Origin of the sequence: Parvularcula oceani, assembly GCF_000733125.1 — a bacterium.
Classification (GTDB): domain Bacteria; phylum Pseudomonadota; class Alphaproteobacteria; order Caulobacterales; family Parvularculaceae; genus Parvularcula; species Parvularcula oceani.
Window position 1 is genome coordinate 37,943 of sequence record NZ_JPHU01000007.1, and the last position, 23,378, is coordinate 61,320.

Sequence of the window (23,378 nt, forward strand, 5' to 3'; positions counted from 1 at the left end):
TCAGGACCCGCCGCTTTTCGATGCGGCGGGTTCTTGCTATCTGGACCTCCCGCCAAGGACCCGAGGAGACTTTCCATGCTCAAACGCGTCGTCGTCACCGGCCTCGGGCTCGTCACCCCGCTCGGCACCGGCACGAAAGAGGGGAATGTCGAGGGGCCCTGGCGCCGCCTCGTCGAAGGCGAGAGCGGCCTCGGGCCGGTCACGCATTTCGATGCCTCCGACCTCGCCTGCCGAATCGGCGGGCAGGTTCCGACCGAGGGCGCTGACGCCTTCGACGCCGATGCCTGGGTCGACCCCAAGGAACAAAGGCGGATGGAGGACTTCATCGTCTACGGGCTCGCCGCGGCGGAAATGGCGCTGGCCGATTCGGGCCTGCCGCTGGGCACGGAGGAAGAGCAGGAGCGCACTGGCGTCCTGATCGGCTCGGGGATCGGCGGCCTCGACGGGATCGCGCGGACCGCGCTGACGCTCGAGGAAAAGGGCCCGCGCCGGGTCAGCCCCTTCTTCATTCCCTCCTGCCTGATCAACCTCGTTTCGGGTCAGGTCTCGATCAAGCACGGCCTCAAGGGCCCCAACCATTCGGTCGTCACGGCCTGCGCGACGGGCGTCCACGCCATCGGCGACGCGGCCCGGCTGATCGCCTATGGCGATGCGGACGCCATGGTGGCGGGCGGCGCCGAGGCGTCGATCTGCAGAATCGGCTATGCCGGCTTCATCGCCTGCAAGGCGCTGTCGACGGGCTATAACGACACGCCGCAGGCCGCTTCGCGCCCCTGGGACGAGGGCCGCGACGGCTTCGTCATGGGCGAGGGATCGGGCATTGTCGTCCTCGAGGAATATGAGCGGGCCAAGGCGCGCGGCGCCACGATCTATGGCGAGGTCGTGGGCTATGGCCTTTCGGGCGACGCCCACCACATCACCGCGCCCGCCTCGGACGGCGATGGCGGCTATCGCGCCATGCGCGCCGCCCTGCGCAACGCTCAGGTCGACCCGTCCGAGATCGGCTATGTCAACGCGCATGGAACCTCGACACCCTTGGGCGACGAGGCGGAGCTTCAGGCCGTCGAGCGCCTGTTCGGCGATGCGGCGAAGGATCTCGTCATGTCCTCGACCAAATCGGCGATCGGACACCTTCTGGGCGCGGCCGGGGCGGTCGAGATCATCTACAGCCTTCTCGCCATGCGCGACGGCGTCTGCCCGCCCACCCTCAATCTCGAAAATCCCTCCGTCGACACGCCGATCAACCTGGCTGCGAAGGAAGCGGTCGAGAAATCGCTCGACGTCGTGCTCTCCAACTCCTTCGGCTTCGGCGGCACCAATGCCTCGCTCGTGATGCGGAAGGTCTGACGCCGTGAGGCGGCAGAGGGGCGGCGTCCTGCGCGCCATCCTGCTGGTCCTGCTCGGCCTGGGCGTGCTGGGCGCGCTCGCCGCCGCGCTGATCGTGCGTGAGGGGCGGCAGCGGATCGAGGCGCAAGGCCCGCTCGAAGAGCCCGCCATCGTCTGGGTCGAGCGCGGCGACACGGTGCGCGCCGTGATCGGAAAGCTCGAAGGGCTCGGCGCGTTGGAAGGCGGCCGGGCCGACCTCCTCTTCAGGATCGAGGCGCGGCTTCAGGAGCTGGCGCCGTCCCTCCATGCGGGCGAATTCGAGATTCCCGCCCGGGCGAGCATCGCGGAGATCGTCGAGACCCTCAAGGAGGGCGATCCGATCCTGCGCTTCGTCACCATCCCGGAGGGCCTCACGACGGCGCAGGCCCTGCGCCTGATCGCGGCGGCGCCGGTCCTCGAGGGGGAGATCACCCTCTCGCCCGAAGAAGGCGCCCTCCTGCCCGAAACCTACGCCTATCAGCGCGGCGAGGAGAGAGACGCGGTTGTCCGGCGGATCATGGCCGCCCATGACGAGGCGCTTCAGGCGCTGTGGCCGAACCGGGCGCAGGACCTGCCCTTCGACACGCAGGAGGAAGCGGTCATCCTCGCCTCCATCGTCGAGAAGGAAACGGCCGTGCCCTCCGAACGCCCGCGCGTGGCCGCCGTCTTCGTCAACCGGCTGCGCCGGGGCATGCGGCTGCAATCCGATCCCACCATCATCTACGGGCTGACCGGCGGCGAGCCTCTGGGGCGCGGAATCCGCCAGTCCGAGCTTCAGGGCGAGACGCCCTACAACACCTATGTGATCCGGGGCCTGCCGCCGACGCCCATCGCCAATCCGGGCAAGGCGTCGCTGGCCGCGGTTCTGAACCCCGCGCAGACGGACGATCTCTATTTCGTCGCCGACGGCTCGGGCGGTCATGCATTCGCCGGCTCGCTCGCAGAGCATAACCGCAATGTCGCCGCATGGCGCAGGATCGAACGGCAGCGCGCCTCGGGAGGCGGGCGGTGAGCGGCACGGCCATCCGCTCGATGACGGGTTTCGCCACGGCAGAGGGCGAGGCGGGAAGCGCTGGCTGGCGCTGGACCCTGCGCTCGGTCAATGGGCGCGGCCTCGACCTCAAGCTGCGCCTGCCGCCGGGCTTCGAGGCGCTGGAGCCGCGGCTTCGCAAAGCGGACCTGCCGCTCTTTCGCGGCAATATCTCCGCTGCGCTGAAAATCGAGCGGGCCGAAGCCGAAAGCCGCCTGCGCGTCGACGAGGAGGCGCTCGCCGTTCTCGCCGATGCCGTTCAGCGCGTGCGCCTCGCCGTGGAATGCGACCTGCCGCGCCCGGAGGGTCTCCTCTCGCTCGGCGGCGTGCTCAGGGCCGGGCCGGACACCGAAGGGCCCGACGAAGCGCTGGTCGATGCCGCGGCGCAGGGCTTCGAGGAAGCCGTCGCCGCGCTCGCCGCCGCCCGCGCCGGGGAGGGCGCGGCGCTCGGCACCGTCCTTGCGGGCCATTTCGATGCGCTCGCCGCGCTGACGGCGGATGCGGCGGCCGAGGCGGAAAGCGCGACCGGCGCCGTGCGCGACAGGCTGCGCGCCCAGTTGAGCGAACTCATGGCCGGCGACCTGCCCGAAGAGCGCCTCGCCCACGAAGCCTCGCTGCTCGCGATCAAGGCCGATACCCGCGAGGAGATCGACCGCCTTCAAGCGCATATCGCTGCGGGCCGCGACCTCCTCCGGGCCGAAGGCGCCGTCGGGCGCAAGCTCGAATTCCTCTGCCAGGAACTCGCCCGCGAGGCGAACACCCTCACCACCAAGGCTCCCACTCTCGCGCTGAAGCGGACCGGGCTCGACCTCAAGCACAGGGTCGATCAGCTCCGGGAACAGGTACTGAACGTCGAGTGACTTCGAACGACACCCCCCATAAGGGCCCGGGCCGGATCGCCCGGCGCGGCATCCTCTTCGTCGTCTCCAGCCCCTCGGGCGCGGGCAAGACGACCCTGACGCGCAGGCTTCTCAAGAAGGACCCGGAGGTCGAGATCTCGGTCTCCTACACGACGCGCCCGCCCCGCCCGGGCGAGGTGGACGGCAAGGACTATTCCTTCGTCGGCGAGAGCACCTTCGAACGCATGGACAAGGAGGGCGCCTTCCTCGAGAGCGCCAAGGTCTTCGGCCATCATTACGGCACGCCGCGCGCGCCGGTCCTCCAGGCCGTCGAGGAGGGGCGCGACGTGCTCTTCGACATCGACTGGCAGGGCGCGCAGCAGCTCGCCGAGCGGGCCCGCGGCGACCTCGTCACGGTCTTCATCCTGCCGCCCTCGCGGCACGCGCTCGAGGAGCGCCTCCGAAAGCGCGCGCAGGACTCCGACGAGGTCGTCGCCCGCCGCATGGCGCAGGCAGACAGCGAGATCAGCCACTATGCCGAATACGGCTATGTCATCGTCAATGACGACGTCGACCGGGCCGAGGCGGAGCTTCATCACATCCTCAATGCCGAACGCCTCAAGCGCACGCGCCAGACCGGCCTGCGCAATTTCGTCCAGCAGGTGATCGACGGCTTCGGCCCGTAGAGCGGAACCGGGGCCTCCCGCCGCCTGTCTTCCTGCCCAGAGGACGAAAGGCCCGGCATGACGAGCGAGACCGAGAACGGCTATGGGCGGAGCCTGAAAGGGCGCCGCGTCCTGATCACGGGCGGCAGCAGCGGGCTCGGCCAGGCGATCGCGCTGACCCTCGCGCAGGGGGGCGCCCGCATCGTCACCTGCGCGCGCAGCCTCGATCACCTCGACCCCGTGCTCGAAAAGCTGCGCCGGCATGACGGGCAGGCGAGAGGCATCGCGGCGGACATCTCGAAAGAGGGCGACGTCCACCGCCTCTTCTCCGAGGCCGAGGCGCATCTTGGCGGCCTTGACGCGGTCATGGTCAATGCGGGCGTGCCCGCCGGCGGCATCGCCGAAATGGCCGAGGAAGACTGGCGCTATGCCGCCGAGACCGATTTCATCGGCGCGCTCGCCTGCTGCCATGCCGCCGCGGAGCGGATGAAGGGCGCCGGCGGGGACATCGTCATCACGGGGTCCATGGCGACCCACAGGCCGCACAAGGGCTCCTCCGTCTATGCCGGCGCCAAGGCGGGCCTTCATGCCTTCGCGGAATCGTTCCGCAAGGAAATGGGAGAGGAGGGCGTGAAGGTCGGCATCATCGAGCCCGGCAAGACGGCCTCTGAGCTGTTCGAGGACTTCTCGGAGGAGGACATCGCCCGCTTCGTGAAGGAGGAGCGCATGCTGCAGGCCGAGGACGTGGCCCAAGCCGCGCGCTTCATGCTGACCGCGCCGGGCGGCTGCGTCGTCTCCGGCATCCGGCTCGAGCCGCGTCTCCACATCTGAGCCCCGCTCGCATGGCTGTGCGGCACGGCTATTCCCGCTAGAAAGCCGGGACCGACACCCGCTGCGAACCGTACGGAGACGATGACGTGAGCGTTGAGCCGAAGATTCTGAAGCAACGCCTCGACCTGTTCGAGGCGATCCCGGCGGAGGCCAGGCAGGCGCTGTCCGAGGCGATGGCGCCGCCCGCCGATGTCGACAAGAACGAGGTCCTGCGCAAGGCTGGCGGCGCGGCGGACTGTTTCTACCTCGTGGATGCGGGCTGGTTCTACTCGTCGAGCCGCCTCGAGGACGGCGGGCGGCAGGTCTACGGCTTCCACCTGCCGGGGGACCTGATGGGCCTTCAGGACCTCGGCTGGGATATCGCCGTCTGCGACATCACGGCTGCCACGCCGGGCCGCGTGATCCGCATCGACAAGCCGGCCTTCCGCGCGCTTCTGAGCGCCCATCCCCTGCTCGCCGGCTTCTTCATGACCTATGGCATCTTCGATCACACGCAGCTGATCGACCGCATGCGCGTCGTCGGGCGGATGGAGGCGATCAAGAGAGTGGGCCATCTGCTCCTGCAGCTCTGCGGCGCCCAGTCCGAACCTGCCGGCGAAGAGCCGGAAGGCGGCTATCTCCTGCCGATCGACCAGTCGCTGATCGGCGATGCGATCGGGCTGACGAATATCTCGGTCAGCCGCATGATGGGGGAACTCGAGAGCCGCGGCCTGATCGAACGGAGCGGCAGGCGCCTGTCCCTGCCGGACCGCCAGGCGCTCGCCGAGCTGAGCGAATTCATCGACCGCCGCCGCTCCGTGCCGCTGTCCTGGCTGCTGCAAGGAGACTGAGCGGCAGAAACAGCCTGTTAAACGAGACAGGATAGGGAGAGCGGACGCAAAGGAAGCAGGCGGGCTTTCCCATGGACCGGCAACAGCTCATCGACCTCGACCATCTCGACCGCTACGTGGCGGGCGACCGCGCGCTGCGCGACGAGATCCTCGCCATCTTCGAGGAGCAGGCCGAGATGTGGACCCGCATGCTCGATCCGCAGGCCGAGGACAGCGCCTGGCGCGATGCGGCGCATGCCCTCAAGGGCGCATCGCGCGGCGTCGGGGCGTGGGAAGTCGGCCATCTCTGCCAGGAAGCCGAGGGCATGATCGGGGACGAGGCGCGCGCCCCGGACCGGCGCATGGCCGCGCTCGAAGCCCTGCGCGAGAAAGTGCACGCCACCGTCGCCGAGGTGCGGCGGCTCCGCAACCTCTAGGGGGCGGACCCCTCCTGCAACGGCGCCCGCCGCAGGCCGGCGAGATCCCGGCTTCCGGTGCAGAAGCAGGCGGCCCGCAATTGCGCCGCCACCGTCTCGAAATGCGCGATCACCGCGTCCGGCCCATCGATCGCGGCTCGCAGGATGGCGCCGGCAAAGCCGGCGATATCGGCGCCGAGGCGAATGGCCTTCGCCGCTTCCACGCCGTCCCTGATGCCGCCAGAAGCGATCACCACGGCATCCGGCGCCATCCTCCGGGCCGCCGCGACCGCCTGCGCCGTCGGCACGCCCCAATCGGTGAAGGCGCGCGCCAGCGCTGCGGCGCCTTCCGCGCGGGCGCCTTCCACCCTGGCCCAGTTCGTTCCGCCCGCGCCTGCGACGTCGATCACGCCCACGCCGGCATCCGTCAGCCGCCGCACGACATCGGCCGACAGGCCGAAGCCGACCTCCTTCACCGCCACGGGAAGACCGGCCTTGGCCACCGTCTCGATCGCCGACAGGACGCCGCGCCAATCGGTGTCGCCGCCGCTCTGGACGGCTTCCTGAAGCGGGTTGAGATGCACGAACAGGCCGTCGGCCTCGATCATGCCGACGGCGCGGCGCGCCGCCTCCGCCGCCTGGCCGCCGCGCAGCTGCGCAGCGCCGATATTGCCGATCAGCGGCACCGAGGGGCAAAGCGCGCGGAGGCTCGTGCCGAGGCCGCTCCCGCCGCGATCCTCGAGCGCGATGCGCTGGCTGCCGACGGCCAGCGCCACGCCGAGATGCTCGGCGGCCCGCGCCAGATTGTCGTTGATCGCCGCCGCCCGCACGGGCCCGCCGGTCATCGAGCTGATCAGGAAGGGCAGGCGCAGGGGCCGCCCGAAAAGCGAGGAGGACAGGTCCACCTCGTCGAGCGACAGCTCGGGCAGGGCGTCATGGACGAAGCGGATCCGCTCGAAGCCCGTGGTGAGCGTGTCGAAGCCGACATCGCCGCTCAGCACCACGTCGATATGATCGGCCTTGCGCCGTGCGATCTCGCTGCTCATGCCCGTCCTGTCCGTCCTGGGCGGAAACTAGGCGGGCCCGCGCCTGCGGCCAAGCAGCGCTTTACCTTTTCGCCCGGTGCACGACATAGTGTCAGCGCGTTCGACGGGAATGCAGGATGAGCCAGACGATCGCGAACGAAGCGGATCTCGACCAGAGGTTCTCCGCCGACCTCGCCCGCATCAAGGCCGCGGTCGAAACGCGGCTCGCCCAGCTTCTGCCCCAGACCGGGGAGCCGAGCCTGGCTGCGCGGGACAGCCTGCTCGCGCCTGCCAAACGCCTGCGGGCCGTCCTGACGATCCTGGCCGCCCGGCAATGCGCCGCCGATGCGGACTGGAGCGACGAACGGGCGCTCGACACGGCCTGCGCGATCGAGATGGTGCACACGGCCAGCCTCGTCTTCGACGATCTGCCGGTGATGGATAACGCCGATCTGCGCCGCGGCATGCCGACGCCGCACAAGGTCTATGGCGACGATGTCGCGATCCTGGCGGGCATCGGGCTTCTGAACGGCGCCTTCGGGGTCGTCGCGCAGGCGCAGTCGCTGGACCCCGCGCAGAAGGTGGAGGTCATAGACGTCCTCTCCCGCGCGGTGGGATGGTCGGGCCTCGTGCAGGGTCAGGCGCTCGACCTCAAGCCGGCGCTGGAGACCAGCGTCGACGATATCCACTACGGAAAGACCGGCGCGCTCTTCGTCGCGGCGGCGCTCGGCGGCGCGGCCTGCGCGGGGGCGCCGTCCTCGGACCGCCCGCCCCTGATCCATTTCGGCCGGGAACTCGGCTTCGCCTATCAGGCGCTCGACGATGTCCTCGACCAGGTGAGCGGCGATGGCGATGCGGGCAAGTCCACCGGCAAGGATGCCGGCAAGCGGACGGCCGTCATGCTGGGCTCTCTGCCTTCGGACGGTCTCGATGCCGCCAAGGCGCGGGCGGAGCGCCATCTGCGCGCCGCGGCGGATGCCGCCGAGAGGGCCTGCGACGGCAGCCCGCTGGCCGCGCTGACGGAGCATATCCGACTGCATTTCGCGCAGGTGATCGGCTGAGGCCGAAGGGCTAGCGCGCCTCGTCCGCCCGCCTCTGCGCTCGCAGCGCCCGCAGCTTCACCTGGAGCTTCTTGGGGTCCGGTGCCAAGACGAAGCCGTAGGAGACGGCGCCATGCTTGCTGGTCGTCGCATGATGCAGCTTGTGGGCCTGGACCAGGCGCTTGAAATAGCCGCGCCGCGGCACCCAGCCGATCGGCATGCGCTCATGGACGAGGCCGTCATGCACGAAAGCGTACATGATCCCGTAAAGCGTGATTCCCGCCGCCACCCACCACAGCGGCGGAAACACATAGTAGCCGACCAGGAACAGGACGAAGGAGAAGCCGCCGAAGACGACCGCGAAGAGGTCGTTCTTCTCGAGCGCGCCCTCATGCGGCTCGTGATGGTCCCTGTGCCAGCCCCATCCCCAGCCATGCATGATGTATTTGTGCGCCCACCACGCAAAGCCCTCCATCGCCGCGGCGGTGCCGAGGACGAGGACGATCTTGAGCCAGAGGGGAAGGATCATCACGCAGCCTCCGTTCTGCGACGCGGCAGGCGCCACCACGGCTCTTCCGGATAGAGGTGATGCTCGTGATGGTAGCCGCCGAAATTGTAGCAGGTCAGCAGCGCGAGCGCAGGGGGCATGCGGTCCGAGCGGGCATTGTGCCGGTCGGCGAAGCCCGGCTCGGCATGGCGGTGCGGCCTGTAGGTGCCGAAATAGAAGAGCTGCACGGCCGAGGTGAGGGCGGGGACGCCGTAGAAGAGGAAGATGTTCGCCATGGAGGCGCCGAGGACCAGCCAGTAAGTCGCCACTACGGCGTTCACGAAGAGAAGCGGGCGCAGGCCGAAATGGTGGCGGAAGAACTGCGCGAACCAGCGGAGGAAATCGTCCGGATGGTCGGCGGAGAAATCGGGGTCGTCGGCCGTCCCGGGGCTCTCGTGGTGGCGCGCGTGGCTCTTTTCCAGCCTGTCATAGTCGAAGCCCGCATAGAGCGTCATCGCGACCCGGCCGAAGGCCCGGTTCACGCGCGGCCGCCCGGGCGCGAGGCTGCCATGGATGGCGTCATGGCTGACGATGAAGAGGCCGACAGAGAGCCAGGTCTGGATCAGGATGAGGAGCGGGGCGAGCAGGACCTGCCGCGAGCCGAGATCGAGGAAGAAGACGCCATAGACATGGATCGCGGTCCAGGCCGCGAGAATGCCGCCCGCCAGCGCGACGCCGATGGCGCCGGCTCTCCGCTGCGCGGCCGCGCTCAAGCCGGCGCTCCGGGCCGCGTCCAGAGGTCGGGCCTCGGGGGCAGGCGGCGGAAGCGCATCGCCTTGGCGGAGGCGCCCTGCACGCAGCCAAGGCCCGCCAGCGCGATCTTGCGCCGCCGCGAAGTGCGCGCCCGCTCGTCCCAGGCGGCCGTGCCGCGGATGCGCACGACGCGGCCGATATCGCGATAGACGCCTCTGGCCGCCGCCACGGCGAAGCCCGCCCGGATCGGCAGGCGCCGCACGCCGGGGCCGGAACTGCGGTAATAGCGGTCCGCCTCGGCGAGGAGTTCGAGCGCCACCGACCACACGGCCGCCCTGTTGGCAGGATCGAGAACGCCTTCGGGCGTGGCAGGGACCCCTGCCGCTTCGAGCCGGTCGGCGGGCAGATAGACCCGCCCGATCTCGGCGTCGTCGATCACGTCGCGGCAGATATTGGTGAGCTGGAAGGCGATGCCGAGATCGGCGGCGCGGTTCAGCGTCTCCTCGTCCTCTGCGTCGACGCCCATGACGATCGCCATCATCACGCCGACGACGCCCGCCACGTGATAGCAATATTCGAGCGTATCCGAGAGGGTCTCGTAGCGGCGCTCGGCGACGTCCATCTCGAAGCCTGCGAGCAGGTCCAGCGGATGACGCTCTGGCATTTGGGTGGCGAGCGCGACCTCGCGGAAGGCGGCGAAGGCGGGATGGCCGACCGGCCCGCCCGAGAGGGCCGACAGCGTCTCTTGTTGCAGCATTTCGAGGTCGGAGCGCCGCGGCGCGCCCGCGGCGCCCGCCGCGGCGTCCTCGCCGAAGCCGAGATTCTGCCCGTCGATCACGTCGTCGCAATGCCGGCACCAGGCATACATCATATGGGCGTGGCGCCGCATGCGGGGGCGGAAGAGGAGGCTTGCCAGCGCGAAGCTCTTCGAGCCCTGGCGGATCGCCTGGGCGGCGCTGCGTTCGATCTCGCGCGTCTGCGTCATCGCGCCCCCGCCAGGATGTCGTCATGCGCCGAGGGCGTTTGCGGCAGCGCGATGCCGAAATCCTCGGCCATCAGCCGCGCCGTCGCCTTGGCTGAGCCCACCACCCCCGGAACCCCTGCGCCGGGATGCGTGCCCGCGCCGACGAAATAGAGGTTCTTCAAAACGTCGTCGCGATTGTGCAGGCGGAAGAATGCCGACTGCGTCAGGACGGGTTCCAGGCTGAAGGCGCTGCCGTGATGGCTGTTGAGGTCGTCGCGGAAGCCCTGCGGCGTCAGCATGTGGTCGGTCACGATATGCTCCCGGAGGCCGGGCATGTAGCGCTCCTCGAGATAGCGGTAGATGCGCTCCTTGTATTTGGGGCCTTCGGTCTCCCAGTCGATATCCGCCTTGCCAAGATGCGGCACTGGCGAGAGCACGTAGAAGGCCTCGTGGCCTTGGGGGGCGAGCGAGGGATCGGTCGCGGTCGGCCGGTGCAGGTAGAGGGAGAAATCGTCCGGCAGTTCGGGGCCGCCGAAGATCTCCGAGATCAACTCCCGGTAGCGCGGTCCGAACAGGATGGTGTGGTGCTGGATGTCCTCGTATTTCTTGTTCGTGCCGAAATAGATGACGAAGAGCGACATGGAGTAGCGCTTCTTGGCGAGCTGCTTCGCCGCCTTCTGCCCGCGCTCCGTTCCGCTCAGAAGCTTCGCATAGGTGTGCATGACATCGGCATTGCTCGCCACCGTGTCGAAGCGCTCCTTGAAGCCCGAGCGGGTCTCGACTTCGCGCACGCGGCCGCCCTCTTCGGACAGGCGCACGACCGGATCGCCGACGATCAGCCGCCCGCCCATGTCCTCGAAATAGCGTCCCATGCCGGCGATCAGCGCGCCCGTGCCGCCGCGGGGGAACCAGACCCCCCATTCGCGCTCCAGCGCATGGATCAGGGCGTAGATCGAGGAGGTCTTGAAGGGGTCGCCGCCCACCAGAAGCGGGTGGAAGCTGAAGACCTGGCGCAGGTGCTCGTCCTTGATGAAGCGCGACACCTGATCGTAGACGCTCTTGTCGGCGCGCAGGGTCGCGAGCTGCGGGGCGACGCGCAGCATCGAGCCGAAATTGAGGAAGGGCACGCTGCCGAGCTTGAGATAGCCCTCTTTGAAGAGCTTCTGCGTATAGGCGTAGAAGCGGTCATAGCCCTCCACGTCCTCCGGGCTGATGCGGCGGATCTGCTCTTTGAGCGCATCGCCGTCCTGCACGTAGTCGAACTGCGTGCCGTCCTCCCAGCGCAGGTTGTAGAAAGGGCTGACCGGCAGGAGCTCGGCATAATCCGAGAGCTTGCGCCCGCCCGCGGCGAAAACCTCCTCAAGGCAGGTCGGATCGGTGATGACGGTCGGGCCGCCATCGAACTTGAAGCCGTCCTGCTCGTAGACATAGGCCCTGCCGCCGAGCTTGTCGCGCGCCTCGATGAGCGTGACCGCGAACCCCGCCGCCTGAAGGCGGCAGGCGAGGGCGAGACCGCCGAACCCCGCGCCGATCACGCAGGCTTTCGGCGCCGCGGCCCGGTTTTTCTTCTCTGCCCCGTACTGTGTCATTCGTCATCCTTGCCCAAGAAGAGCCTGCGGCCGAAGCGACCGCAGCGCCGCACCGAGCGGCACTGGCGGCTTGCCTGCCAATATGCGCGCCTTGTCCGCCGCCGTCGTCTCTCCTGCGTAGAATCGTTCGATCAGCGCGCGAGGCAAGCCATAGAAGCGTTGAAGGACGACGTAACGCAGGTCCGGCTTCGCCGCGCGGAACAGCATGCGGTTGAGGAGGCGGTAGAACCCCTGGGCTTCCCATTGCCGCCGGGCATGGTCCTCGACGAGTTCGAAGAGGGCGCCGGGTGCGGGAATCGCGGACCCGCAGGCCTCCGCGATCTCGTCGGCGAGCCGCGCCGCGCTCGGCAGGCTGTAGCCGGTCACGGGGTGGAAGAGCCCGGCCCGCAGGCCCAGCGGCGCAGGGCCTGCGCGATGGGCATCCCAGAAGCCGTCGATGTCGCCTTCGAGCACGATGGGCAGGACGCCGTCCTCCTCGCGCAGGATCTCGGCGACCTCCCAGCCCTGCCGGTGCGCATAGGCCATGATCTCTTCGCGCAGCGCCTCGCGCGGCAGGTCGTCGCCATCGGCATAATAGGTGTCCTCGACATGCAGGATGTCGGGGCCGAGCGGCAGGACATAGACGAAGCGGTAGCCGTCGGTCTGGGGCACCCGCGCATCCATGATGAGCGGCGTTTCGACCCCGTGGGGCCGCGCGGTGCGCAATTCCTGTCCGAGGAATTTCTGGAAGCCGAGCGAGAGATGGGGCGAGCTTCGCGCGCCGCGCCCGTCGAGGACCGGGCCTGACAATACGGCACCGTCTTCCAGGGTCAGGCCGTCGCGCCGCACAGCCTTCACCGGCTTCCCGGTCAGGAGCGAGATGTTCGGAACGGCCGAGACGACCTCGTGGAGCCGCTCGGAGGTCACGCTGCGATAGGGCGTTTCGATCCGCCGCTCTCGCCTCGGAAAGGCGACGCGCTGGGCCGGCCAGTCATGGACGATGAAGGGGGTGAGCCAGCGGAGCGTGCCCGGCGCCACGTCGGTGGCGTGGAAGCTCCAGGTGTGGTTGCCGCCGAGGCGCGGCGCCGCCTCCACGATGGCAATGGAAAGGTCTGACCGCGCCTGCGCCACCCGATAGGCGGTCAGGCCGGAGGAGAGCCCTCCGCCTGCAAAAAGAAGATCGTAAGCGTCTGCCACGAAGGGACGCCTAGCGCTGGCGGAGACGCTCCGCCAGCGCGCCGGGCTTTACTTGGCAGCGAGCTGGGTGCGGCCTTCGCGCGCATCCTTGATGTGCTCATAGGCGGCGGCGAGAACTTCCCGCGTGCATTGGCGCTCATAGTCCGAAGAGCCGAGATGCGCCGTCACCTGCTCGCAGTAATCCATCGCCTCTTCGCGCAGGCGATCCATCATGCCGTCATCGGCCGGATCGAAGCGGAAGGCGAATTCATAGGCGATCTCCTGCGCCGGGGCCGGAGTATTGGCGGCCGTGCCGGCCGCGGACTGGGCCGCCGCCTGCAGGGGCAGGAAGAGCGCGGCACCGAGGACAGTGCCGACGGTGAGAATATTTCTGCTGAACTTCGTCATCATTACCTCCGAACTTCTCGTGTCTGCCGCCCGGTGCGCCTCGGGGGGAAAGCCGCTTCGAAGCGCGTCAGACGGCATTTGTGTCATCCAACTGTCACATACCTATCACAGACCTGTAGCAATGCGCAACTGGTGCGCATCTTTTTCGTGCGGGGCGGCTATCACGTCGTGGAGAGTGGCGGCCGTGATGCGGAAATCCTCGCGCGGCGCCGTCTTCGGCGGACGCCGTGGCTTGCCAGCGCAGCGCAGCGCGGGTTTATCCCTCGACACATCGCAAGACCGACCGGAACATCATGGCCAAGAAGCAGAAGTCCTTCCGACCCAAGGCCCGCCGCCCGCGCGGCTTTCGCGACAGGGCCGGCGCCGAGATCCTCGCCGAGCAGGCCATGCTGCGCCGCATCACAGCAGTTTATGCCTCCTACGGCTTCGCGCCGCTGGAGACGCCGGCCTTCGAATATACCGATGCGCTGGGCAAGTTCCTGCCCGATGTCGACCGCCCCAATCAGGGCGTCTTCAGCCTGCAGGACGATGACGAGCAGTGGATGAGCCTGCGCTATGACCTGACCGCGCCGCTCGCCCGGCATGTGGCCGAGAACTATGACGGCCTTCCCAAGCCCTTCCGCCGCTATCAGGTCGGCACGGTCTGGCGGAACGAGAAGCCGGGCCCGGGCCGCTTCCGCGAGTTCACGCAGTGCGACGCGGATACGGTCGGCGCGCCCGCGCCCCACGCCGATGCCGAGGCGATCATGATGTTCGCCGACGCGATCGAGGCGGCGGGCCTGTCGGCCGAGGACGTTACGATCCGCGTCTCCTCGCGCAAGGTGATGTCGGGCCTTCTCGAAGCGATCGGCCTCGACATGGGAGAGAGCGGGCAGAGCGGCACCGTGCTGCGCGCCATGGACAAATATGACCGCCTGGGCGCCGAAGGCGTGCGCCTGTTGCTCGGCGAAGGGCGCAAGGACGACTCCGGCGACTTCACGAAAGGCGCGGGGCTGAGCGCAGGCCAGTCCGATGCGGTGCTCGCTTTCATGGAAGCCGCGTCCGAGGACAATGCGGGCGCCCTGTCGGCCATGCGCGGCGTGATGGGTCAGAGCGCCATCGGGGCGGAGGGTGCGGACGAGCTATCCGCCATCGCCGAGACCCTCGACGCGCTCGGCTATGGCGCGCGCGCCAAGATCGACCCCTCCGTCGTGCGCGGCCTCGACTATTACACCGGCCCCGTCTTCGAGGCGGAGGTGACCTTCCCCGTCACCAATGAGAAGGGCGAGGAGGTCGTCTTCGGCTCGGTCGGCTCGGGCGGGCGCTATGACGACCTCGTCAAGCGCTTCAAGGGGACGGAAGTCCCGGCTGTCGGCTGTTCGGTCGGCGTCTCGCGCCTCCTGACGGCGCTCGCTGCGCGCGGAGAGGCCGAGGCGGCGCGGGGCCCCGTCGTCGTGCTCGCGCTCGAAGCGGAGCGCATGCCCGTCTATCACCGCATGGCAGCCGACCTTCGCGCGCAGGGCATTGCCGCCGAGGTCTATCTGGGCGGCTCGGGGATGCGGGCGCAGCTCAAATATGCCGACAGGCGCGGCGCGTCGGTCGTCGTCATCCAGGGCGAGGACGAGCGGGCCGAGGGCAAGGTCACGGTCAAGGACCTCGATCTCGGCGCGAAGCTGTCCCAGACCGTCGAAAGCAACGAGGAATGGCGCGCGGGCCAGCCCGCACAGGTCACCGTGGCCGAGGGCGAGATGGTCGCTGCGGTGAAGCGGGCGCTAGGCCGGTAGCGCCACCCGCTCCAGGATCCCCTCGCGGATGCCGTCGAAGACGTATTGCGTGGCGAGCGCCATCAGCAGCATGCCGAGCAGGCGGGTGACCATGTTCATTCCCGTCCGCCCGAGCGCGCCCGCGATCCGGCCGGAGGACATCAGGATCGGCACAGCGAGGGCGAGGACGCAGGTCAGCGCGGCGAGCGTGGCGATCTGCGTCGGCAGCCGCGCGGGCCCCTCGGTCTGGTTCATCAGGAGCATGACGGTGGCGATCGCGCCGGGCCCGGCCAGCATGGGCAAGGCGAGCGGGAAGAAGGCGATGTTGTCGCGCGAGGACGCCTTGGGCCCCGGCCGCTTCGCCTCGGTCTGCTCGTCCGGATTGAAGAACATCCGGAAGCCGATGAGGAAGAGGAGGAGGCCGCCGGCCGCGCGGAAGCTCGCCAGTTCGATCCCGAGGTGATGCAGCAGCACCGCGCCGAACAGCGCGAAGGCGAAGAGGACGCCGCCCGAGATCAGCGCGGCCTGCAGGGCGGTGTTGCGCTGGGTCTTCTTGTCGTCGCCATGGGTCAGGGCCGCGAAGAGCGGCGCGACCAGCACGGGGTCGATGATGATGAAGAGGGTGACGAAGGCGGCGATGAAGGCGGAGAGCGCGGTGTCCATTCTGGCCCCGGTGAACGGTCGGTACGACAGGCGCGCGGGCGATGCCCGCCTGTCATGCCCCTGTCAACCGTTCTCGTGGAGCGCCATCACCTCGCCGCAGGATGGCAGCGACAGAGTCTCGGGAAGGCGCGTCATCGCATCGCCGCAGGCCCCTTCGAGCGACCGGCGGCCAAGGCCGAGCGCGCCGCTCAGATCTGCCCCCGACAGGTCGGCGCCCGACAGCCTCGCGCCTTCGAGGCTGGCCCCTTCCAGAACGGCGCCCCGAAGGCGCGCCCCTGCAAGGTCGGCGCGGGCGAAGTCGGCGCCGGTCAGATCGGCCTCGGACAGGTCCGCCCGGAAGAAGACGCCGTCCGTCGCGACCGCGCCGCGAAGGCTCGCGCCGCCGAAATGCGCCGCGGTGAACTCGCCGCGCGAAAGCACCGCGCCATCCATGACGGCACCGTCGAAACGGGCGCCCTGCATCGTCGCGCGGGTGAGGTCGGCGCCCGGGAAGAGGGCGCCCGAGAAGTCCGCCGTGCGTCCGGAGCTGCGCTCGAGAACGGCGCGATCGAAGATCGCTCCCTGCGCGCCGGCGCCGTCGAGGAGCGCCTCGACCAGATAGGTCTTGGTGAAGTCGGCCCGTTCGATCCGCGCGCCGAGCAGCATCGCCTCGGCAAGCCGCTGGGCCGCGAAGCTCTGCCCGCGCAGGTCGGCGCCCGCCGCCATGAGGCCCGAGACGGCGGGCTCTGCCGCGTGGCCGAGGCCGAGGGCCGCGCCCGCCTTTTCCCGCATCTGCATCAGGGGCATGCCGAAGGTGTCCTCGGCCCTGTCGGCGACGCGAACGATCACGCGCGCGCCCGCATTGGCGCCTGCCCGGACCCATTCGGGCACGAGGCCGCGCTGCGCGGGCGGCGCGGCCGTATACCAGATCTGAAAGGCCACGAGCAGGCCCGTCAGCGTCAGTCCCACCATTCGGAACATGAGTGTCCTCCTTCCCCCGAAGGAAAGCCTGACACGTCCCGCTTGCGAAGCGGTTACGCCGATCGCGTCAATTCTCGCCTCTGCGGGACCAGGCTTCGAACAGCTTCCAGACCCCGATTCCCGTGTTCGCGCCCAGCGCCGCGAGAAAGGCGATGCCGGCCGCGTCCGAGCGCCAGACGTCCAGGACGAAGAGGGCCAGGAAGACCGCGACGATCATCAGATTGTTGAGGACGAGCCATCTGTACCAGGCGCTGTCGGTCACGCTGGCCAGGAGTTCAACGAGCAGTCTGTCCATGCCGGTCCCCCGCGAAGGAATTTCGCGGGGGCCTTACGCTCGTGGCCTTAAGATCAAGTCTTCGCGGCGGGCTGCGCCGTCCTCAGCTGCAGCCCGTGCTCCCCCCGCAGCTGTCGCAGCGCAAACAGGTGCCGTTGCGGACCAGGGTGAACTGGCCGCAATCGGGGCAGGCGTCGCCCTCATAACCCTTGATTTGCGCCTCTTCGCGGGCGGAGCGGGGCTCGGCGAGGCGCCCACGCGGCGTCGCGGCCTCGTCAGGCGCCTCTTCCTTGCCGCCGCTGCGCTCGGCGCGCATGCGGTCGAAATCGCCGCCGCGCAGGACGACGAGATTGTCCGTCACCTGGCTGCGCGAAAAGCCCTTGGAGATCAGGCGCTGCGCCTCCTCCTGCACGCCCTCGGCCTTCACGCCGAGGCCGAGCCCCGTGGCGTCGTCGCCTTCGGGCACATGGCCGAGATCGGAGCGGCCGAGATAGCTGATCGCGAGTTCGCGGAAGATATAGTCGAGAATGCTGGTCGCGTTCTTGATCCGGTCATTGCCCTGCACCGGCCCCGCGGGCTCGAAGCGGGTGAAGAGATAGGCGTCGATGAACTCCTCGAGCGGCACGCCGTATTGCAGGCCGAGCGACACGGCGATGGCGAAATTGTTCATGAGGGAGCGGAAGGCGGCGCCTTCCTTGTGCATGTCGACGAAGATCTCGCCGAGCTCGCCATCCTCGAACTCGCCGGTGTGAAGATAGACCTTGTGCCCGCCCACAATGGCCTTCTGGATGTAGCCCTTGCGGCGGTCGGGCATGCGCTTTCGCCCCGGCGCCCGCTCGACGACCTTCTCGACCACGCGCTCGGCGAAGACCCGCGCCTTCTCGGCGGCCGGCGCATCGATGAGGTCCTCCGCCTCCAGGTCCTCGCTCGCCAGAAGCGCACCGGTCAGGGGCTGGCTGAGCTTGGAGCCGTCCCGGTACAGCGCCACCGCCTTGAGGCCCCGCTCATGCGCGCCGCGATAGGTGCGCAGGCAGTCATCGACCGTCGCCGTGGCGGGCAGGTTCACGGTCTTGGAGATCGCGCCCGACACGAAGGGCTGGCAGGCCGCCATCATGTCGATATGCGCATCGACCGACAGCGCCCGCGTGCCGACCCGGCCGCAGCGGTTCGCGCAGTCGAAGACGGCATAGTGGTCGACCAGCAGGTGCGGCGCCCCCTCGGTCGTCATCGTGCCGCAGCAATAAAGGTTCGCCGCGTGCACGTCCTCGTCCGAGAAGCCCAGGTCGCGAAGCGTCCTGTAGCCCGACTGGCCGGGATCGTAGGCGGGCCCGAGCGTCTTGCGCAGGAAGCCTTCGCCCAGGACCTCGGGCGTGAAGGCGTAGGAGATGTCGAAGGCCTCTTTCAGCGCCGCGCGCAGCTTCTCGATCTCGGCCTCGCCGAAGCCTTCCTCGCGAAGGCCGTCGAAGCTGACGCCCGGCGCGTGCTCCAGCGTGCCCTGGCCGACGGCATAGGTGACGATGTCGCGGATCTGCGCCTCGTCATAGCCGAGCGTTTCGAGGGCGCGGGGAACGGAAGCGTTGATGATGCGGATCGTGCCGCCGCCCGCCAGGCTCTTGAACTTCACCAGCGCGAAATCGGGCTCGATCCCGGTCGTGTCGCAATCCATGACGAGGCCGATCGTCCCCGTCGGCGCGATGACCGAGACCTGCGCATTGCGCACGCCATGCGCCTCGGCGGCCGAGACGGCGCGGGTCCAGGCATCGCGCGCGGCGTCCGCCAGCCCCGCGAAGGGAACGGCCTCAGCATCGAGCGGGTCGGGGCGGCGGCCGAGCCGGTCCCATTCGCCCGCGCCGGCCGCGGCGGCATGATTGCGCAGCACGCGCAGCACGCCCTCCTTGTTGGCCTCATAGCGCGCGAACGGCCCGAGGCGCTCGGCCATGCCCGCGCTCGTCTCATAGGCGGTCGCCGTCATCAGCGCGGTGATCGCGCCCGCCGCGGCCCGGCCTTCCTCGGAATCATAGGGCAGGCCCGCCGACATCAGGAGGCCGCCGAGATTGGCGAAGCCGAGGCCGAGCGTGCGATAGGCGTAGGACCGCTCGGCGATGGCGCGCGAGGGATAGGAGGCCATGCCGACGGAGATTTCCAGCACCATGGTCCAGAGGCGGCAGGCATGCCGGAAGCTCTCCGTGTCGAAGCTGCCGTCCTCGCGCAGGAACTTCAGGAGGTTGACCGAGGCGAGATTGCAGGCCGTGTCGTCGAGGAACATGTATTCCGAGCACGGATTGGACCCCGTGATCTCGCCGTCGGCGGGACAGGTGTGCCAGTCATTGATCGTGTCGTGGAATTGCAGCCCCGGATCGGCGCAGGCCCAGGCGGCCTCGCCGATCGACTGCCAGATCTCGCGCGCGGGCACGGTGCGCACGACGCTCCCGTCGGTGCGGCGGGTGAGGGACCATTCGCCGCCGCTTTCCACCGCGTCGAGGAAGTCCGCGCCGACGCGCACCGAATTGTTCGCGTTCTGCCCGGCGACGCTTCTATAGGCCTCGTCGTCCCAGCCGGAGGTGTATTCCTCGAAGGGCATACCGGTCGCGCCCTGGCTTGCGAGCGAGAGGGCGCGGGCCATCACGCCGCCGGGCACGCCGTCGCGGCGCGCGGCCTTGAGGACGCGGCTCAGCGTCTCGTTCTTCTTGGGGTCGAGCCGGTCTCTGTCCTCGCCCGATACGGCGGCGAAGAGCGCGCGCAGATGGCGCTTCGTGACCACGGAGCCCGCGACGAGGGCAGCGACCTTGCGCTCTTCTTTCGCCTTCCAGCCGATGAAGTCCTCGATATCGGGATGGTCGACATCGACGATCACCATCTTGGCCGCGCGGCGCGTGACCCCGCCCGACTTGATCGCGCCCGCCGCCGCATCGGCCACTTTGAGGAAGCTGAGGAGCCCCGAGCTGACCCCGCCGCCGGCCAGCGGCTCGCCCTCGGCGCGCAGGGCTGAGAAATTCGAGCCCGAGCCGGAGCCGTATTTGAACAGCCGCGCCTCTCGCGTGATCAGGTCGAAGATCCCGCCCTGGCCGACCAGGTCGTCCTGCACGGACTGGATGAAGCAGGCATGGGGCTGGGGATGGGCATAGACGTCCGTCACCTCGACGACCTCGCCCGCCCCCTCGTCGAAGCGGTAGTGGCCGCCGCCCGAAGAGGCGATGCCGTAAGCCCAGCTGAGCCCCGTATTGAACCATTGGGGCGAATTGGGCGCGGCCACCTGCTGCTCGAGCATGGCGACGAGCTCGTCGCGGAAAGCTCGCGCCTCGTCTTCTTCGGCGAAGAGGCCCTGTTTCCAGCCATGATAGGTCCAGGCGCCCGCCATGCGCTCGAAGACGGCCCGCGCGTCGTCCTCGCCGCCCAGATCCGCGCCCTCGGCAGGCGCTGCGCGGCGCAGCCAGTCCGGCACCCCGTCCTCGTCCACGGGCAGGCTGGCCGAAGGCACGCCCGCCTTGCGCAGATATTTCGACGCCAGGATGTCGGTGGCGACCTGGCTCCAGCCTTCGGGCACGCTCACCGTTTCTTCTTCGACCGCGCCCTGGCCGCTCCTGGCGCGGGTCGCGCGCCGCTCAGAATAAGGGACGGATCGTGCCGGATCGGAGAAGAGGCGGGGGATGGCGGCGTCGGACATGATGGGCTCGTCGGGCGGCGGAACCCCCATATAGGCCTGCTTCGCCGCCGCCGCGAAGGCCTCCCGGCCGATGATTTCAGCCCCGCGCTTTACCAAACTGTGTGGGGCGCCGCCGTGAAACCGCCCATATGCTTCTCCCAATTCGCGCTCGAGCGACAGACGGACCGAAAGGAGAGGGATCGTGACCAAGAGAAGAATTCTTCCTGCTCTTGCGGCGCCTTTGCTGCTGACGGCCTGCGTCACCGGCGGCGGCGCAGGCGGCGATGCGGCGCGCGGGGCGGCCCTTGGCGGGCTCGCCGGCGCGGTGATCGGCAACAATGTGAGCGATGGCGACGCCAAGACCGGGGCGGCGATCGGCGCGGCCGCGGGCGCGATCGGCGGCGCGGCCTATGGTGACAGGCAAAGAGGCCGCAGCGGAACCTATGAGGCGCGGCGCGACGAGGAGGTCCATTACGACCGCACGGCAGGCCGCTATTACACGGTCGATCGCCGCACCGGCGCCACATACTGGGAGAACGGCGACCTCCGCACGCGCTGAGGCGCCTCCTTTCGTTTCCGCAAAAGTCCCGCTCGCGCGTTGCGCGGGCGGGACTTCGCGCCTATAGGGCTGCGCATTCCCCACGCGGGGGGCTCATAACTTCGGTGGCGAACGGTTCGCTTCCCTCTCCCCGCGGCGGCTTAACCGAAGGAAACACGCATCATGAGCATGCCAGAATTCTCCATGCGCCAGCTCCTCGAAGCGGGCGTGCATTTCGGCCACCAGACCCATCGCTGGAACCCGAAAATGCGCTCCTTCATCTTCGGCGAGCGCTCCGGCGTCCACATCATCGACCTGTCGCAGACCGTGCCGCTCCTCCACCAGGCGCTGGTCAAGGTGCGCGACGTGGTGGCCGGCGGCGGCCGCGTGCTCTTCGTGGGCACCAAGCGCCAGGCCCAGCAGCCCGTGGCAGAGGCCGCCCAGCGCTGCGCCCAGTACTACATGAACAATCGTTGGCTCGGCGGCACGCTGACCAATTGGGAAACCGTGTCCAAGTCGATCAAGCGCCTGCGCGAGATCGAGGAGATCCTCGAAGGCGACGGCCACGGCTTCACCAAGAAAGAGCAGCTGAACCTCCAGCGCGAATACGAGAAGCTCCAGCTCTCGCTCGGCGGCATTCGCGACATGGGCGGCCTGCCGGACCTGATGTTCGTGATCGACGTCAAGAAAGAGGCGATCGCGATCCAGGAAGCGCGCAAGCTCGGCATTCCCGTCGTCGCCGTGGTCGACACCAATTGCTCGCCCGACGGCGTGGACATGGTCATCCCCGGCAATGACGACGCCAGCCGCGCCATCGCCCTTTACACCAATCTCGTCTCCGATGCCGTCATCGAAGGCCTCGGCGCCAGCCAGATCGCCATGGGTCAGGACCTCGGCGAGCTCGAGGAGCTGCCCGAGGAAAGCGCGCTCCTCGCCTCCGAAGGCGAAGGCGAAGGCGTGACCCCGGCCGAAGGCCAGCCCGGCGAAGCGGCGACGCAGGAAGCCGCCACCGCCCCCGAGGCGCCGTCCGAAGCCGGAACCGTCGCGACGCCCGCCGCCGAAGAGGCGAAGGCCGAGCAGATGGACGAGAAGGCCAACGAGGCCGTCTGAGCTTTGGCAGGGCGGGGGCTTGACCCCGTCCCCATATGACTCCCAAAGGCCCGCGAGCGATCCTCGCGGGCCGTTCCGCATCCCGCACCCGGGACAACCCGTTTCCAATTAGGAGAGACCCCATGGCCGCGATCACCGCCTCGATGGTCAAAGACCTGCGCGAGAAGACCGGCGCCGGCATGATGGACTGCAAGGCCGCGCTGAAGGAAACCGATGGCGACGTCGAAGCCGCCGTCGACTGGCTGCGCAAGAAGGGCCTGAGCAAGGCCGCCAAGAAGGCCGGCCGCACCGCCGCCGACGGCCTCGTCGCCTATGCCGTCGACGGCACCAAGGGCAGCCTCGTCGAGGTCAATGCCGAGACCGACTTCGTCGCGCGCAACGAGACCTTCCAGAACATGGTCCGCACCGTCGCCGACCTCGCCGTCGAGAAGGAGGCCGACACCGCCTCGCTCAAGGCCGCGCAATACCCCGGCAAGGACCGCACGGTCGAAGAGCAGATCACCGAGATGGTCGGCTCGATCGGCGAGAATATGAGCCTGCGCCGCGCCGACACGATCTCCGTCTCCAAGGGCGCCGTCGTGCCCTATCTGCACACGCAGATCACGGATCGCGCCGGCAAGATCGGCGTTCTGGTCGCCCTCGAGAGCGAAGGCTCTGACGAGGCGCTGCAGGCGCTCGGCAAGCAGATCGCCATGCATGTCGCCGCCGCGCGTCCGCAGGCGCTGAACATCGATGGCCTCGACCCGGCCGCGGTCGAGCGCGAGAAATCCGTGCTGGCCGAGCAGGCGCGCGCGTCGGGCAAGCCCGAGAACATCATCGACAAGATGGTCGAGGGCCGCCTGCGCAAGTTCTACGAGGAGAGCGTTCTCCTCGAGCAGGTCTTCGTCATCGACGGCGAGACCAAGATCAAGGATGTCGTCGCCAACGCAAAGGGCGATGCGGGCGCCGAAGTGAAGCTGACCGGCTTCCTGCGCTTCGAGCTCGGCGAAGGCATCGAGAAGCAGGAAGACGACTTCGCCGCCGAAGTCGCCAGCCTCTCCAAGGGCGAGTAAGCGGGCGGCGGCCGGAGCGC

General features: G+C 68.8%; 23 protein-coding genes. 12 read left to right on the top strand and 11 right to left on the bottom strand.

Annotated elements, in window-relative coordinates; all coding sequences use genetic code 11:
• Nucleotides 1–75: 75 nt before the first annotated feature.
• The 7 genes from fabF (at nt 76) to IE88_RS0108940 (ending at nt 5,976) form a co-directional block, all read left to right on the top strand.
• A complete protein-coding gene (gene fabF, locus IE88_RS0108910) occupies nt 76–1,347 on the top strand; it encodes a beta-ketoacyl-ACP synthase II (protein WP_031553269.1) in 1,272 nt (423 codons plus the stop codon).
• Nucleotides 1,348–1,351: 4 nt separating this feature from the next.
• Nucleotides 1,352–2,377 (top strand): endolytic transglycosylase MltG, encoded by a 1,026-nt coding sequence (gene mltG, locus IE88_RS0108915; protein ID WP_051881777.1) that lies wholly within the window; start codon nt 1,352–1,354, stop codon nt 2,375–2,377.
• The gene (locus IE88_RS0108920) at nt 2,374–3,255 is read left to right on the top strand and encodes a YicC/YloC family endoribonuclease (protein ID WP_202900471.1); all 882 of its coding nucleotides are present in this window, start codon (nt 2,374–2,376) and stop codon (nt 3,253–3,255) included. Before mltG ends, IE88_RS0108920 begins: the two co-directional genes overlap by 4 nt.
• Nucleotides 3,252–3,920: a guanylate kinase gene (gene gmk / locus IE88_RS0108925; RefSeq protein ID WP_051881781.1), complete on the top strand. Its 669-nt coding sequence runs from the start codon at nt 3,252–3,254 to the stop codon at nt 3,918–3,920. The genes IE88_RS0108920 and gmk overlap by 4 nt, the downstream gene beginning before the upstream one ends.
• A gap of 57 nt (nt 3,921–3,977) precedes the next feature.
• The gene (locus IE88_RS0108930) at nt 3,978–4,730 is read left to right on the top strand and encodes an SDR family oxidoreductase (RefSeq protein WP_031553281.1); all 753 of its coding nucleotides are present in this window, start codon (nt 3,978–3,980) and stop codon (nt 4,728–4,730) included.
• 86 nt (nt 4,731–4,816) lie between these two features.
• The gene (locus IE88_RS0108935) at nt 4,817–5,560 is read left to right on the top strand and encodes a Crp/Fnr family transcriptional regulator (protein ID WP_051881783.1); all 744 of its coding nucleotides are present in this window, start codon (nt 4,817–4,819) and stop codon (nt 5,558–5,560) included.
• Nucleotides 5,561–5,631: 71 nt separating this feature from the next.
• Nucleotides 5,632–5,976 carry an Hpt domain-containing protein gene (locus IE88_RS0108940; RefSeq protein WP_031553288.1) on the top strand — a complete coding sequence of 115 codons (345 nt, stop codon included), beginning with the start codon at nt 5,632–5,634 and terminating at the stop codon, nt 5,974–5,976.
• Here IE88_RS0108940 and fni read toward each other — a convergent pair.
• Nucleotides 5,973–7,001: a type 2 isopentenyl-diphosphate Delta-isomerase gene (gene fni, locus IE88_RS0108945; protein ID WP_031553291.1), complete on the bottom strand. Its 1,029-nt coding sequence runs from the start codon at nt 6,999–7,001 to the stop codon at nt 5,973–5,975. The two genes, IE88_RS0108940 and fni, sit on opposite strands and share 4 nt — an antisense overlap.
• A gap of 116 nt (nt 7,002–7,117) precedes the next feature.
• Between fni and IE88_RS0108950 the strand changes: the two genes are divergently transcribed.
• On the top strand, nt 7,118–8,041 hold the full coding sequence (locus IE88_RS0108950; RefSeq protein WP_051881784.1) for a polyprenyl synthetase family protein: 924 nt from the start codon (nt 7,118–7,120) through the stop codon (nt 8,039–8,041).
• 10 nt (nt 8,042–8,051) lie between these two features.
• Here IE88_RS0108950 and IE88_RS0108955 read toward each other — a convergent pair whose 3' ends face one another.
• From IE88_RS0108955 to IE88_RS0108980, 6 genes are read right to left on the bottom strand one after another with little or no spacing between them, the layout of a single operon-like run.
• Complete coding sequence (locus IE88_RS0108955; protein ID WP_031553296.1) at nt 8,052–8,549, bottom strand: sterol desaturase family protein; 498 nt, start codon at nt 8,547–8,549, stop codon at nt 8,052–8,054.
• Entirely contained in the window at nt 8,549–9,280 is a 732-nt protein-coding gene (locus IE88_RS0108960; protein ID WP_031553298.1) for a fatty acid desaturase, read from the bottom strand. The genes IE88_RS0108955 and IE88_RS0108960 overlap by 1 nt, the downstream gene beginning before the upstream one ends.
• Nucleotides 9,277–10,245 (bottom strand): phytoene/squalene synthase family protein, encoded by a 969-nt coding sequence (locus IE88_RS0108965; RefSeq protein WP_031553300.1) that lies wholly within the window; start codon nt 10,243–10,245, stop codon nt 9,277–9,279. Before IE88_RS0108965 ends, IE88_RS0108960 begins: the two co-directional genes overlap by 4 nt.
• Nucleotides 10,242–11,813 (bottom strand): phytoene desaturase, encoded by a 1,572-nt coding sequence (locus IE88_RS0108970; protein ID WP_051881786.1) that lies wholly within the window; start codon nt 11,811–11,813, stop codon nt 10,242–10,244. The genes IE88_RS0108965 and IE88_RS0108970 overlap by 4 nt, the downstream gene beginning before the upstream one ends.
• Before the next feature lie 3 nt (nt 11,814–11,816).
• Complete coding sequence (gene crtY / locus IE88_RS0108975) at nt 11,817–12,989, bottom strand: lycopene beta-cyclase CrtY (RefSeq protein ID WP_031553302.1); 1,173 nt, start codon at nt 12,987–12,989, stop codon at nt 11,817–11,819.
• A 48-nt stretch (nt 12,990–13,037) separates the two neighbouring features.
• Nucleotides 13,038–13,376 carry a hypothetical protein gene (locus IE88_RS0108980; protein ID WP_156032518.1) on the bottom strand — a complete coding sequence of 113 codons (339 nt, stop codon included), beginning with the start codon at nt 13,374–13,376 and terminating at the stop codon, nt 13,038–13,040.
• Between the two features lie 293 nt (nt 13,377–13,669).
• On the opposite strand from IE88_RS0108980, the gene hisS reads away from it, so the two are divergent.
• Nucleotides 13,670–15,139, top strand: a complete 1,470-nt coding sequence (hisS, locus tag IE88_RS0108985) for a histidine--tRNA ligase (RefSeq protein ID WP_031553305.1) — start codon at nt 13,670–13,672, stop codon at nt 15,137–15,139.
• Here the strand turns inward: hisS and IE88_RS0108990 are convergent.
• From IE88_RS0108990 to IE88_RS0109005, 4 genes are all read right to left on the bottom strand, one after another.
• A complete protein-coding gene (locus tag IE88_RS0108990) occupies nt 15,128–15,781 on the bottom strand; it encodes a MarC family protein (protein ID WP_031553307.1) in 654 nt (217 codons plus the stop codon). The two genes, hisS and IE88_RS0108990, sit on opposite strands and share 12 nt — an antisense overlap.
• A gap of 63 nt (nt 15,782–15,844) precedes the next feature.
• Nucleotides 15,845–16,741, bottom strand: a complete 897-nt coding sequence (locus IE88_RS17325; protein ID WP_051881788.1) for a pentapeptide repeat-containing protein — start codon at nt 16,739–16,741, stop codon at nt 15,845–15,847.
• A 67-nt stretch (nt 16,742–16,808) separates the two neighbouring features.
• Nucleotides 16,809–17,036, bottom strand: coding sequence for a hypothetical protein (locus tag IE88_RS0109000; RefSeq protein ID WP_031553312.1), 228 nt, complete (start codon nt 17,034–17,036; stop codon nt 16,809–16,811).
• Nucleotides 17,037–17,118: 82 nt separating this feature from the next.
• Complete coding sequence (locus IE88_RS0109005; RefSeq protein ID WP_036766981.1) at nt 17,119–20,679, bottom strand: adenosylcobalamin-dependent ribonucleoside-diphosphate reductase; 3,561 nt, start codon at nt 20,677–20,679, stop codon at nt 17,119–17,121.
• A 181-nt stretch (nt 20,680–20,860) separates the two neighbouring features.
• On the opposite strand from IE88_RS0109005, the gene IE88_RS0109010 reads away from it, so the two are divergent.
• From IE88_RS0109010 to tsf, 3 genes are all read left to right on the top strand, one after another.
• Nucleotides 20,861–21,217, top strand: coding sequence for a glycine zipper domain-containing protein (locus tag IE88_RS0109010; RefSeq protein ID WP_036766955.1), 357 nt, complete (start codon nt 20,861–20,863; stop codon nt 21,215–21,217).
• A gap of 162 nt (nt 21,218–21,379) precedes the next feature.
• A complete protein-coding gene (gene rpsB / locus IE88_RS0109015; RefSeq protein WP_036766956.1) occupies nt 21,380–22,306 on the top strand; it encodes a 30S ribosomal protein S2 in 927 nt (308 codons plus the stop codon).
• Nucleotides 22,307–22,428: 122 nt separating this feature from the next.
• Nucleotides 22,429–23,358: a translation elongation factor Ts gene (gene tsf / locus IE88_RS0109020; protein WP_031553328.1), complete on the top strand. Its 930-nt coding sequence runs from the start codon at nt 22,429–22,431 to the stop codon at nt 23,356–23,358.
• Nucleotides 23,359–23,378: the final 20 nt, after the last annotated feature.

Coding starts and splice junctions, on each gene's coding strand:
- fabF (WP_031553269.1), top strand. CDS start 76: ATGCTCAAACGCGTCGTCGTCACCGGCCTCGGGCTCGTCACCCCGCTC.
- IE88_RS0108930 (WP_031553281.1), top strand. CDS start 3,978: ATGACGAGCGAGACCGAGAACGGCTATGGGCGGAGCCTGAAAGGGCGC.
- IE88_RS0108940 (WP_031553288.1), top strand. CDS start 5,632: ATGGACCGGCAACAGCTCATCGACCTCGACCATCTCGACCGCTACGTG.
- fni (WP_031553291.1), bottom strand. CDS start 7,001: ATGAGCAGCGAGATCGCACGGCGCAAGGCCGATCATATCGACGTGGTG.
- IE88_RS0108950 (WP_051881784.1), top strand. CDS start 7,118: ATGAGCCAGACGATCGCGAACGAAGCGGATCTCGACCAGAGGTTCTCC.
- IE88_RS0108955 (WP_031553296.1), bottom strand. CDS start 8,549: ATGATCCTTCCCCTCTGGCTCAAGATCGTCCTCGTCCTCGGCACCGCC.
- IE88_RS0108965 (WP_031553300.1), bottom strand. CDS start 10,245: ATGACGCAGACGCGCGAGATCGAACGCAGCGCCGCCCAGGCGATCCGC.
- IE88_RS0108970 (WP_051881786.1), bottom strand. CDS start 11,813: ATGACACAGTACGGGGCAGAGAAGAAAAACCGGGCCGCGGCGCCGAAA.
- IE88_RS0108980 (WP_156032518.1), bottom strand. CDS start 13,376: ATGACGAAGTTCAGCAGAAATATTCTCACCGTCGGCACTGTCCTCGGT.
- hisS (WP_031553305.1), top strand. CDS start 13,670: ATGGCCAAGAAGCAGAAGTCCTTCCGACCCAAGGCCCGCCGCCCGCGC.
- IE88_RS0108990 (WP_031553307.1), bottom strand. CDS start 15,781: ATGGACACCGCGCTCTCCGCCTTCATCGCCGCCTTCGTCACCCTCTTC.
- IE88_RS17325 (WP_051881788.1), bottom strand. CDS start 16,741: ATGTTCCGAATGGTGGGACTGACGCTGACGGGCCTGCTCGTGGCCTTT.
- IE88_RS0109000 (WP_031553312.1), bottom strand. CDS start 17,036: ATGGACAGACTGCTCGTTGAACTCCTGGCCAGCGTGACCGACAGCGCC.
- IE88_RS0109005 (WP_036766981.1), bottom strand. CDS start 20,679: ATGTCCGACGCCGCCATCCCCCGCCTCTTCTCCGATCCGGCACGATCC.
- rpsB (WP_036766956.1), top strand. CDS start 21,380: ATGAGCATGCCAGAATTCTCCATGCGCCAGCTCCTCGAAGCGGGCGTG.
- tsf (WP_031553328.1), top strand. CDS start 22,429: ATGGCCGCGATCACCGCCTCGATGGTCAAAGACCTGCGCGAGAAGACC.